The following is an 11844-nucleotide window of genomic DNA, read 5'->3' on the forward strand; positions in this document are numbered from 1 at the left end:
CGCGGCTTCGGACACCAGCGTGTTTCGGAAAGGGGCAAAAAGACCGCCTGTCTCCTTATCCGCAGATAAGAGAGACAAGCGGCCTCCGTGCTATTTCGCCAATCCGTTCACTTCGAACTCGTAAATACGAGCGGCCGTATCGCCGCCTTGCGTGGCTTTATCGATCGTCAGCTTCACGTATCTCGCCTTCGTCAGCGCGATCGGATGCTTGCTCTCCGCGGCCGTATTGCCTTGAACCTGGACGACGTCGCTCCAAGTGCTGCCGTCGTTGCTCACTTGAATGTGGAAGTCGCGGGTGTTGAACGCGGCCGCTTCACCGCCCGCTTCCGCATGCTTCGCCACAAACTCGCTGATCGTATAGCTCGCGCCCAGATCGACCGACAACCAATGCGGCCCGCTGCCGAGCGCGCACCACTTGCTGTTGTCCGTCACCTTGCCGTCGAAGGCGTAAGCTGCCGCTTCGTTCGGTCCGCAAGCTCCGTCCGCCGTCGCCGGCTTGTTCAGGGCGAGATTTTTCACCCCGCCAGCAGCGTCCTTGGTCACCGTGATGAACGCTTCTTTGGTTACGGTGCTGTCGCCTACCGAGTTCTTCGCCGTCAGCGTTACGCTGTACGTTCCTTCAACAGCATAAGTAACGACCGGCTGCTTCTCGGTGCTTGTGGACGGCGTTCCGCCCGGGAACGACCATACCCGCTGCTCCGTCACCTCGGACGATTGATCGATGAACGTCACCGGCTGTCCCGGCGCGACGAGCGTCTTATCCGCCGCGAACGCCGCTACCGGCTTCGGATACGCCGGCCAGGTCACCATGGTCTGCGCCGCTTTGCCGCGCCGTCCGTCCGCGCTGAGAGCGACGACTTCCAGCTTCGTCTGCGCTTCCGGTCCGATCCGGCGCAGCATCGGCACGTAGTACACCCGGTTCGGAGTGACGCCGAGCAGCTCTTTGCTGCCGTCCGGCTTCACCCGGTACACCTCGAAATAGCGGACCGGACGGTCCGTCGCCGACCATTCCAACCGGGCATCACTGTAGATGCCGTCCTTGAACTCCGCTTCCTTCACATTCAAGCCGCGTACCTCGGGTACAGGGTTCGGATCGTCTTTTGCGTTATAGACGGAAAGCTGCCCGATGTTGACCGAGAAGTCCGAAATCGTCTGCTTCGCATCCGCATACAGAGAGATGGCGGCGATCCGCTTACCACGGTACGGATTCAGATTGAACGTCTGCGTATCCCACGTTCCGGGATGCAGGCCGCCCGCGTCAAGGAATACAAACTTGTCGGGCTGATCGGCGAACGACAGTCCCACCTTCAAGTCCGCGTGCTTCGTCTGCGTCTTGAACGTAAGCGACAGCTTCGTATTCTGCTCTACGAGCAGGTCCGTCTTGTACAGCTTAAGATTTGTCGCGTTCTGCGGACTGAGCGTTCCTGCCAGCTTCAAGGAGCTGCCGCCGTAATAAGCGGTCGTGAAGTCGAAGCTCGGCTTCAGCGCCTCCCCTTTGCTCTCTGCAATCCAGCGCCATGTCGGCAGCACATCCTGCAAGCTCCGGTTGTTCCACGGCGTTGTCCGTACGACTTCCCCATTCACGGCGAACAACTGACCGTTGCCCGTATTGAAGTTCGTCGTAAACGGCAGATCGTTTATCGGCGACTGCTCTACAACATAGTGCGCGATGCCCTTCCAATCCGCCGTGCCGGACGTATTGGCCGGGTTGCCGGTCGGACCGACCCAGAATTTATTTTCCTTCGCGTAAAATTGCTCTTGATTTTCCGACGAGTTGAACGCCCAGTCCGGGCGATAAATGCCGAGCGACGTAACCGCTTTCTTGCCCTCGGGAAAAATCGCGTTCCAGCTAATTTTCGTATCGTAACCCTTCGCTTCGACATCGATGCCCGTGAACAGCTCGTACGGGCTGCGGCCCAGGCTCTTGGCCTTGCTCGCGGACGGCTCCAGCGAGCGCCACCAGAAATTCAGGAACATGCTGTCGGAGCGGCGTTCGCTGCCCTGCTGCAGGAACATTTGGTTGCGGTCCGTCAGCGCGTTCTGCCAATCGATCGATCCGCTGGATGTCATCGAGTCATACCACATGATCTGCATCCCTGCCGGCTTTTTCGCCTGCAGGTAAGCAAGGAACTTCTGCATCGCCGCGGCATCTTCCGGCGTAGCGCCTTCCGTCTCCTGGTTAATAAACCAGCCGTCGAAGCCGTAATAGTTCGCCACTTCGAGCAGCTTATCCGCTACCGGGAACGAACCGTCCGGGTTTTGCCGGATCGTCTGCTTCACCCATTCGAACTTTCCTCCGTATACGCTCGGCGGGAAAAAGACGGTGCCCAGCACCGGAACGCCGTTCTTATGGGCTGCATCCGTCACGTCCGCGCTCGGCGGCACGATGATGCCTTCGCCCGACGATCCACCCCAATAGACGAGCTTATCGACGTAAGCCCAGTAGCCGAACGTATTCGCGTCGAATTTCTCCGACCCTTGCGACGGCACGCCGCTGGTTTGCCGGTTCATCGCCGAAAGCGCTGCCACTTTAGGCTCGACCGTAGCGTGCTTGTTTACCTGATATCCTGTAAAGCGGTCCTGCAAAGCAATCGTGCTGCGGTTGAACTCCGCATCCTTATCTCCCTGCGGCGTCCAACGGAGCAGATCCTCCGGGAACCAGTAGGACGAGTGCGGCTGCGCCGCTTGAGCGCCCGCGGCAAACACCAGGCATGAGAACATGAACAGTAAGAGACCGGTCCATCGTTTTTTCATCGTGCTTCCTCCCGTTTGGTTAAATTTCGGACTGTCCGGCATGCGTTCCGGGCATCCCCCTCCACCCTTCAGAGGATTCGAAGACGCTCCATATTCCATGAAAGCGCATCCTTCCATCCCATTGTATGGAAAAACATAGCGCTTCCAAAAGTGGAATTATTAAAGATCCAGTGGACGAAATGAAGAAACTTGATCGATGAACCGCTTTTGGAGATATAATACTAGGTAAAAGTCCGGCAATAGACCGCGAAACGAGCAATCGTTCCACAGGCTGTTGAGAAAGTGGTTATAATAAATAGAGCAACATACGGAGGTGGGGTATCTACTGGAGGAGCGATAGCGTTCGCCTTTGTCTGCGGGAAATATCCGCTACTAAGCGGCTTAAATTAAAATTTCCCGCGGACAACAGCGACCGGAAGTAGATACCCCACCCCTTCGTAACATCTATTACCTCAATTGACCACTTTCTCAACAAGCTCAGGAACGAGTGATCGTTCCAGTCCGGACTTTATCCCCTTCCCGGCAGAAAGGATCGAACATCTATGAAGCTTGTCAGACTTGCCGCCTTTATTCCGATACTCTCCGTTCTGCTCCTATCCGTCATGCTCCCCGGAGCCGCCGCCGTCGATATCGTTCCTTCGGAGCCGCGCAAGGTGATGCGTGTCGCCGGCGACAACAATTTTCCGCCGTTCGAATTTGTCGCCAACGGCACGTTTCAAGGATTTAACGTCGATATGTTGAATGCGCTCTCGCTCGAAACCGGCATTTCGTTCGAATTTTATCCGATGCCCTGGAGCGATGCGATCAAGGCGCTGGAAAGCGGCAAGGTGGATGCCATCCAAGGGATGAAGTACAGTCCGGAGCGAGCCCAGAGCTACCGCTTCTCCGAGCCGTATTTTACAAGCTCGCAGGGCATCTTCGTCCGCAAGGACTCGTATTCCGTCCATTCGCTGACCGATCTGCAGAACCGCAAAATCGCCGTGCAGGAAGGCGACATTAGCAGCGAAGCGATGCAGCGCATTCCGAACGCCACCGTGCTCGCGGCGGAAAATCAGGAGGAGGCGATCCGGCTTCTGCTCGGCGGTCAAGTGGACGCTTTTATCGGCAACCAGATCACCGGCCAGTACGTGCTGCAAAAAAACCGTCAGCAGGACCAGGTGAAGCTGGTCGGCGATCCGATCGCTCCGACGGACTACGGCCTTGCCGTGCTCAAGAAGAACGAAGCGCTGCTCGGCGAAATCAATCACGGGCTGCGCGAACTGAAATCGAACGGCACCTATGCCAAAATCGAACGAAAATGGTTCGGCGAATATATTTATCCGTCCGCCCCGCGGCTGAAGGAGCTGCTATCCTACGTCGTGGCGGGACTCGTCATTACGGCAGCCGTCCTGCTGCTGATTCTATGGTGGAACTTCACGCTCAAGCGGGAATTGAAAAAGCGGCTGGACGCCTACAAGAAGACGCTGGACGAGCTGGCCCGCCGGGACCGGCTCCAATCGCTCGGCCAATTGGTCGCGGGCATCGCTCATGAGATCCGCAATCCGATCACTTCGATTTTATCGTATTCCCAGGCGCTGCCCTTCAAGTACGACAACAAGGAGTACCGCGAATTTTTCACAATGCACGTCACCGAGGAAGTGATGCGGCTGAACCGGATCGTGACGGAGCTGCTGGACTTCGCCCGCGAGAAGCCGCCCGAGAAAACGCTGTTCAAGCTGGAGGAGCCGGTGCGGGCCGTCGCTTTGTTTTTTCATAACCTTTTCGAGGAAAGACACATTGTCGTGCAGCTCGACGTACCGGATTCCGCATACGTGTGGGCGGATGCCCAGCAAATCAAGCAGGTGCTGATCAACCTCATCCGCAACGCCATCGATGCGATGCCAGGCGGCGGAACGCTCCGCATCGCCGCGCAGGAGCAGCAGCCGTTCGTCATTCTGGAGATCGAGGATTCGGGGGAAGGGATCGATGCGGACGACTTGCCGAAAATTTTCGAGCCGTTCTTCACCAAAAAAGCGGGCGGCGTCGGCCTCGGGCTGTCGATCAGCTATCAGCTGGTGCGGGATAACCGAGGGGAAATCGAAGTGACGAGCGAGAAAGGAGCCGGGACCCGAATCGTATTGAAACTACCGAGCCAACTGGAGGAAGACGAGCATGCCTAAACCGAACCTGCTTATACTGGACGATGAAATTGCGATCTGCAAATCGCTTTCGTTTATTTTGGAAGACGATTACGAGGTTTATGCGTCCACCGACCCCGACGAGGCCATCGCCCTGTTCTCCCACGTCGCCTTCTCGATCGCCCTGCTCGACCTGAGGCTCGGGATGCGCGACGGCATCGAGGTGCTGAAGCAAATCCGCAGCATCTCCCCCCGGACGATCGTGATCATCATGACGGCGTACGGCAGCATCCCGTCGGCGGTGGAAGCGATGCGGCAAGGCGCGTTCTACTATGCTGCCAAGCCGATCGATATTCATGAGTTGAAAGTGCTGCTGGAAAAAGCGATGGAGCAGTTTCAGCTGCAATCGCGGGTCGAATGGCTGAACGAAGAGATTCAAAAAGCGTACGACGTGCACGGCTTGATCGGGAACAGCGCGCAGATGCAAAACGTCTTCTCGCTGATCGACAAGGTCAAGAACATCGATTCCAGCGTCCTGATCATGGGGGAAAGCGGTACAGGGAAAGAGCTGGTGGCACGCGCGATTCATTTTGCCGGCGACCGGCAGAAGCAGGTGTTCTCGACGATCAACTGCGCCGCCATCCCCGCCAACTTGATCGAATCGGAGCTGTTCGGCTATGAGAAGGGTGCCTTTACCGGCGCCGTGGCGCGGAAAACGGGCATTTTCGAAACGGCCAACGGCGGCACGCTGTTTCTGGACGAGATCGGCGAGCTCGACATCGGGCTGCAGAGCAAGCTGCTCCGCGTGCTTCAGGAGAAAGCGATCATGCGGATCGGCGGGCAAAAGGAAATCGCGATCGACGTGCGGATTATTGCGGCCACCAACCGGGATTTGAAGAAGGAAATTCAGCAGGGCAAGTTCCGGGAGGACCTGTACTACCGGCTGAACGTCATTCCGATTCTGCTGCCGCCGCTGCGTGACCGGCAAGAAGATATCTCTTCGCTGATTCAGCACTTCATCAACAAAATCAACGAGCGCATGTCGAAGCAAATCAAAGGCATCGAGCCGGATGCGCTTCAACTGCTGCTGGACTATCCGTTTCCCGGCAACGTGAGGGAGCTTCAGAACATCATTGAGCGCTCGATTGCGCTGGCGGACGGCGACCGGGTGACGGTCAGCGATCTGCCCGGAGATCTGCAGATGAAGCCGACGCAACCCGCCGACAGCAAGCTGGTGCCCGTTTACGTCGGAGAAACGATGGACACGATCGAGCGAAAGGTCATTCTGTCCACGCTCCAGGCGATGGACGGCAACCGGCGCAAGACAGCGGAGACGCTCGGCATCGGGGAGCGCACGCTGCGCGACAAGCTGGCCCGCTACCGGGCCGAATGACAACCGGGCGGCAAAAACCGCCCGGCAAATTTCGCCGCCCCGGCAATTTCCGCCGCTTTTTTCGCTCTATCCGCCACCTCCCCCCTGCCCGTTGACTCCTACCTGCTTCCGCTTTTTCGGCTTGCTCGCCACCTTTCCTCCTACCTCACCGTTTTCACCTGCTCACCGGCTTTTCCTCCTCCTTCTGCCTTCCCGTTCTGCTTCACCGTTTGTCGCTATCCGCCATCATTCCGCCACTTTCCCTTCTCTCCGCTTTTTCCGTTTCCATGGCTTACCTTATTGTATCCGCTCCTTATCCTATCCCGCGCCCCCCCAATCCAAGCCAATCCCCCCTGCCGTTCGCTCTGCCGAAAACCTATTGGCACGATATTTGCTTATAGAAAAAGCGTAACGACAAAACGATATGCAGGGGGAATTATACAATGATGTTCAAACCAAAAAAGCAGGCTTTTCTGGCAGTATTCTGTATGTTAACGCTCATGGTTTCGGCGTGCGGCAGCAAGCCCGACGCTTCGGCAGGACAGCAAGCTCCGGCGGCGGCTGCGAGCAGCAACGAGATCTTATCTAAAATCGCCAAGACGAAAACGCTTACGGTAGGAACGGACGCCACTTTCAAGCCGTTCGAGTACAAATCCGGCGATCAATTTGAAGGCTTCGACATCGAGCTGATCCGTGCGGTAGCCAAAGAGCTAGGCGCCGATAAAGTCGAATTCGTGGATACCGAGTTCAAAGGTCTCATTCCGGGGCTGCAGGCGAAGAAGTTCGATCTCATCGTCTCGGCGATGTATATTACCGACGAGCGCAAGAAGACGATCGACTTCTCCGATTCGTATTTTCCGGGCGGCCTTTCGATCATGGTGAAGAAAGACAACGAAGCGGTAAAAAGCTTCGACGATCTGAGCGGGAAAAAAGTGGCGGTGCAAATCGGCACAAAATCAGTCAAATTCGTGGAAGAAAGCCGCAAGAACATCGAACTGGTCAAAGTGGAGAAAAACACGGAAATGTTCCTGGAGCTGGAGACCGGCAAAGCCGACGCGGTCATCACCGGATTCCCGGCCGCCAAAGCTTACGCCAAAGAAAAAGGCACGGTCAAAGTACTGCCCCAAACACTCACGGAAGAGTATTACGGCTATGGCATCCGCAAGGATAACCCGGAATTCGTGAAGGCTGTCAACGATGCGGTCAAGAAGGTCAAAGACAGCGGTAAATACAACCAAATTGTTAAAAAATGGTTCGAATAATCGACCAGGCAGCTTAGCTCGCGATTAGGAGGGAAACTATGCAGCATTTTGACTTCAGCGTCCTTGGCGAGTGGCAGAATATCCGGCTGCTGCTGCAATCGTTATGGTATACGGTCATTTATACGCTGGGCGGGTTTGTGCTCAGCCTGATCATCGGGGCGTTCATTTCGTTCGGACAAATGTCCAAATTCAAGCCGTGGAAATATGTATCGCTCGCTTATCTGTCCTGGTTCCGGGGGACTCCGCTGCTCGTGCAGTTGTTCCTGCTCTATTACGGACTGCCGATCGTGTTCGGCATCGACACGGTACCATGGGTATCCGGCGTCATCGCCTTGGGGATGTACAGCGGCGCGTATGCTTCCCAGGTCATCCGCGGAGCCGTTCAATCGATCGACAAAGGGCAGATGGAGGCCGGGCGTTCCCTCGGCTTCTCCTATGCGCAGACGATGCGCAAAATCGTGATCCCGCAGGCGGTAATCCGCATGCTGGCGCCGATGACCAACGAGTTCATCTCGCTCACGAAAAACTCCTCCCTGCTGTCGACGATTACGGTCGTCGAGCTGTTCCGGCAGGCGAACCTGCTGATTGCCGATACGTACAAAACGATCGAATTTTTGCTGGCTATCGCAATTCTGTACTATTTGGTCAACAACCTGATCGGGTTTATCGGCCTGCTGCTGGAAAGACGTCTCGGAACGGGGGATGATATGCGATGATACAAATAAACGGGATTCACAAGTCGTTCGGCAGCAACCACGTGCTGCGCGGCGTCGATCTTCAGGTGCAGCAAGGGGAGGTCGTCGTCATTCTCGGGCCGTCGGGCTCGGGCAAAAGCACGCTGCTGCGCTGCATCAACTATCTGGAAACGTACGACAAAGGCAGCGTCGTCATCGAAGGAAAGCCGATCGGCCGCATTCCCGCGCAAGGACAGGCCGGCCAGTCCGTGGAAATGCCGCAGAAGGACCTGAATGCCGTCCGTCAGGATGTCGGCATGGTGTTCCAATCGTTCAACCTGTTTCCGCACAAGTCGGTGCTGCACAACATTACGATGGCTCCGATCTCGCTGCGGGGCATGAGCCAGGAAGACGCCGAGCAATTGGCGCGCGAGCTGCTGCGCAAGGTCGGCCTGCAGGACAAGGCGGAAGCCCGTCCGTCCAGCCTGTCCGGCGGGCAAAAGCAGCGGGTCGCCATCGCCCGCGCGCTAGCCATGAAGCCGAAGGTGATGCTGTTCGACGAGCCGACCTCCGCGCTGGACCCGGAGACGGTCGGCGAGGTGCTGCAGGTCATGCGCACCTTGGCGAAGGAAGGCATGACCATGGTCATCGTCACGCACGAGATGGGCTTCGCCCGGGACGTCGCGGACCGCGTCGTCGTGATGGACGGCGGCGTCATTATCGAGGAAGGCAAGCCGTCCGAAATTTTCACAAAGCCCTCGCATCCCCGCACCCAAATGTTCCTGAGCCAAGTGCTCGAAAGCAAGTAAGGAAGCGCGTAAAATCGCACGAAGGAGAAAAAAACGTCATGCACAAATTCACTCATCTGCAGCGGCCCGGCGTAATGTTTACTCCGGGCGCAGGCGACCCGTATGTGACCCGGCTCTGCGACTGGATTACGGAATGGGACGGGCAGCGGCCGCTCGACGCCGCAATCGTCGGCGCTCCTCTGTCGAAAAGCTCGATCAGCTTCTCGGGCGCCCATTTGCATCCCGCTACGCTAAGACAGCTGTTCAGCGCCTTTACGACGTATAACTTCGAAGCGGATCTGGACCTGAGCAGCTTGCAAGTCAGCGATCTCGGAGATGTAGGTATGCACGTCACCGACATTCCGCAGTGCCATCGCAACATCGAACAGGCGTTTCAAGAAATTTCGCGGCAGCTCCCCTCCACGATTCCGTGTCTGGTGGGCGGCGACCACTCGATTACGTTTCCGGCGCTGACGGGCATTCAGAGCGTTCGCCAAGAACGCATTGGGCTAATCCAGTTCGACGCCCATCTCGATGTCCGGGATACGGCCTACGGCGGCAGATCGAACGGAACCCCTATCCGCAGTCTGGTGGAAAACAGCATTATCCGGGGCGAGGATATCGTGAATATCGGCCTGCGCAGCTTCGCCAATTCCAAAGCGTACCGCGACTTCGCCGAGCAGCAGGGCATTACGCTTTATACGGCAAGGCAAGTCCGGGAGGAAGGCATCAAGCCGATTCTGGAACGGACGATTCGCGAGCTTGCCGCCAAAACGGATTCCGTCTACGTCACGTTCGATATCGACGTGCTGGACCAAGCGGACGTCCCCGGCGTGCCGGCGATCGGGCCGGGCGGCCTCTCGCCGGTCGACTTGTTCATTTGCGCCGAGCTGCTCGGAGAGTGGAACCGCGTCATCGGCATGGACATGGTCTGTGTGGACCCGAGCCGGGATACGCGCGACCGGACATCGCGCATAAGCCTACATGTTCTGCTGTACTTCTTGACCGGACTCGCCAGACGACGGCTCGCGTTTGCTTAAAGTGATAAATTAGGGAAATATAAATGTACGAGGGGGGGTGGGGTATCCACTTCCGGTCGCTGTTGTCTGCAGGAAATTTATATTGGAAGCCGCTTAGCAGCGGGTATTTCCCGCACACAAAGGCGAACGCTTCGCTCCTCCAGTGGATACCCCACCGCCATATGTATTTCTATTTTTATTAAAACCACTTTCTCAACAGCCTAGGACCTGCTGCCGTGACAGCAGGTCTCTTTGTCAAAAGCTGGATTTGCCCTGCATATAGTTGTCGTGCGCCTGCTTGACCCAATCGAACAAATAAGCGCTGCCGCCGTGATCCGGGTGAAGCTTTTTCATTAATGTCCGGTAGCGCTGTTTCAGCTCTTTGGGCGAGGCGTCGTCCGCAGCGCCGATTAGCGTCGAAAAGGACACCGGTCCCCTGCTTGGTCCCGACGGTCTCGCAGAATCTCTCGCAGAGTCCGACGAGCTGTCCCCGTAATGCCGGTTATACGACTTTTTCTCGTCCGATGCTTGCCGGTACAGCTCTTGAAATTCGGCTTCCAGCCTATCGAGATACGGCTCCAGCTCCTCTTCCGCCCCGAGCCATTCCCCTTCCCAGAATTCGTGCTCAAATTGCTCGTAGAGCGCGTCGAAGCGCTCCATCCAATCGTTCAGCATGACCACCGAAGCTTTGATCTTCTCCGTGAGCCGGAAAATCCGGATCACCTGATGCACTGCCCACTCGGGCATATTCCGGGCGAAGGCATGCAGCACCCTGCTCATATATTTGTCGGGCAAGCGGGCATCCTCCCAAAACTCCAGCAAGGCCCGCTGCTGATCACGGTTTAGCCTCTTTCCGATCTGTACGGCCATCGGAAGACTGACGGCGCTTTTGCTTAGCTGGACCTTCCAGCTTTCCGTCAAATTCGTCAGCGCAGCCACGACCGGAATCAACCGGTCATCCGTCACCGTAATCCTCTCCGGGTCGGGGCGGTCCTTCATCGTATCGTCCATTCGCTGCCCTCCTCTTCCGCTTCCAGGTCTAGGCCTGACCCGAGTTGATTCTATACTGGCACTTCCGCCCGCCTTCGGCCATGCATTCCGTGCGTACAACGGGTACGGCAAGCAATGCCTGAAACAGCGACAGCTCGCATTGGCAAGCCTGCCGGTAGCGGACGGCCACCTGATAGATCGGGCAGTTCGCTTCCTCGAAGACGATCGTTCCGTCCCCTCCCTTTTCTACCTTAACCATATACCCTTCCTGCTCTTGCAGCCGGGCCAGCCGCTCCACCCGGTTTTCCAAATCAAGACCTTGAAACGAATTCTCATGCTTTCGCAGCCATTTCTCTTTCCGCCGATCGAACAAGCGGCTGACTTGGCCGACCCCGAATTTATCCTTCACTTCGTCGATCAAATCGTTGACTAACGCGTCGTAGCCGTTCGCAAACAAAGCGCCCGCCTTTTCCGTAAGGCTGTATAAATAAGCCGGTCTCCCGGCGCTTTGGCGTTGAATATTCGTCTGCACATATTGATCCTTTTGCAGTTCGTGAATATGGCGCCGAACGGCTACCCCCGAGATGCCTAGCTGCTCGGCGGCTTCCTGAATGCTGATTTTACCCCGCTTCTTTAACAAGATAAGCAGCGCTCTGCGGGTCGAGCGATCCTCTTGATGCAAGCTTTGAATGTTCACGGTTCGTTTACACCTGCCTGTCTTCATCATTTTGATCACCGGACGATTCAATTATTCACCATTATATACCGAATAGAATAAATTTGTACACGGAAAACTTTTTTGCCTATAGGAAAATTCTAATATTCCATTGTCGCCTGGAAATACACCTCGCTATAATAGAAACAACGC

At 56.5% G+C, this 11844-nt stretch carries 9 protein-coding genes; 6 read left to right on the top strand and 3 right to left on the bottom strand.

All coding sequences use genetic code 11. The annotated features are described in order from the left end of the window. Positions 1-90 precede the first annotated feature (90 nt). On the bottom strand, positions 91-2754 hold the full coding sequence (locus KQX66_RS27745; RefSeq protein WP_253957473.1) for an endo-beta-N-acetylglucosaminidase: 2664 nt from the start codon (positions 2752-2754) through the stop codon (positions 91-93). Positions 2755-3296: 542 nt separating this feature from the next. On the opposite strand from KQX66_RS27745, the gene KQX66_RS27750 reads away from it, so the two are divergent. From KQX66_RS27750 to KQX66_RS27775, 6 genes are all read left to right on the top strand, one after another. Further along, on the top strand, positions 3297-4913 hold the full coding sequence (locus KQX66_RS27750) for a transporter substrate-binding domain-containing protein (RefSeq protein ID WP_216796110.1): 1617 nt from the start codon (positions 3297-3299) through the stop codon (positions 4911-4913). Next, on the top strand, positions 4906-6264 hold the full coding sequence (locus KQX66_RS27755; protein ID WP_216796111.1) for a sigma-54-dependent transcriptional regulator: 1359 nt from the start codon (positions 4906-4908) through the stop codon (positions 6262-6264). The genes KQX66_RS27750 and KQX66_RS27755 overlap by 8 nt, the downstream gene beginning before the upstream one ends. 422 nt (positions 6265-6686) lie before the next feature. Then, positions 6687-7505, top strand: a complete 819-nt coding sequence (locus KQX66_RS27760) for a transporter substrate-binding domain-containing protein (protein WP_216796112.1) — start codon at positions 6687-6689, stop codon at positions 7503-7505. A 38-nt stretch (positions 7506-7543) separates the two neighbouring features. Beyond that, positions 7544-8221 carry an amino acid ABC transporter permease gene (locus KQX66_RS27765; RefSeq protein WP_216796113.1) on the top strand — a complete coding sequence of 226 codons (678 nt, stop codon included), beginning with the start codon at positions 7544-7546 and terminating at the stop codon, positions 8219-8221. Further along, a complete protein-coding gene (locus KQX66_RS27770; protein ID WP_216796114.1) occupies positions 8218-8988 on the top strand; it encodes an amino acid ABC transporter ATP-binding protein in 771 nt (256 codons plus the stop codon). Before KQX66_RS27765 ends, KQX66_RS27770 begins: the two co-directional genes overlap by 4 nt. Before the next feature lie 38 nt (positions 8989-9026). Further along, complete coding sequence (locus KQX66_RS27775) at positions 9027-10007, top strand: agmatinase family protein (RefSeq protein WP_216796115.1); 981 nt, start codon at positions 9027-9029, stop codon at positions 10005-10007. Positions 10008-10241: 234 nt separating this feature from the next. Here KQX66_RS27775 and KQX66_RS27780 read toward each other — a convergent pair whose 3' ends face one another. Together KQX66_RS27780 and KQX66_RS27785 are read right to left on the bottom strand one after the other, a co-directional pair. After that, on the bottom strand, positions 10242-10997 hold the full coding sequence (locus tag KQX66_RS27780) for a J domain-containing protein (RefSeq protein WP_216796116.1): 756 nt from the start codon (positions 10995-10997) through the stop codon (positions 10242-10244). A 28-nt stretch (positions 10998-11025) separates the two neighbouring features. Next, positions 11026-11673, bottom strand: coding sequence for a helix-turn-helix transcriptional regulator (locus tag KQX66_RS27785; protein WP_308647289.1), 648 nt, complete (start codon positions 11671-11673; stop codon positions 11026-11028). Between the last annotated feature and the right edge of the window lie 171 nt (positions 11674-11844).

Source organism: Paenibacillus oleatilyticus, from assembly GCF_018998565.1.
Taxonomy (GTDB): Bacteria; Bacillota; Bacilli; order Paenibacillales; family NBRC-103111; genus Paenibacillus_G; species Paenibacillus_G oleatilyticus.

Coding starts and splice junctions, on each gene's coding strand:
- KQX66_RS27745 (WP_253957473.1), bottom strand. CDS start 2,754: ATGAAAAAACGATGGACCGGTCTCTTACTGTTCATGTTCTCATGCCTG.
- KQX66_RS27750 (WP_216796110.1), top strand. CDS start 3,297: ATGAAGCTTGTCAGACTTGCCGCCTTTATTCCGATACTCTCCGTTCTG.
- KQX66_RS27755 (WP_216796111.1), top strand. CDS start 4,906: ATGCCTAAACCGAACCTGCTTATACTGGACGATGAAATTGCGATCTGC.
- KQX66_RS27760 (WP_216796112.1), top strand. CDS start 6,687: ATGATGTTCAAACCAAAAAAGCAGGCTTTTCTGGCAGTATTCTGTATG.
- KQX66_RS27765 (WP_216796113.1), top strand. CDS start 7,544: ATGCAGCATTTTGACTTCAGCGTCCTTGGCGAGTGGCAGAATATCCGG.
- KQX66_RS27770 (WP_216796114.1), top strand. CDS start 8,218: ATGATACAAATAAACGGGATTCACAAGTCGTTCGGCAGCAACCACGTG.
- KQX66_RS27775 (WP_216796115.1), top strand. CDS start 9,027: ATGCACAAATTCACTCATCTGCAGCGGCCCGGCGTAATGTTTACTCCG.
- KQX66_RS27780 (WP_216796116.1), bottom strand. CDS start 10,997: ATGGACGATACGATGAAGGACCGCCCCGACCCGGAGAGGATTACGGTG.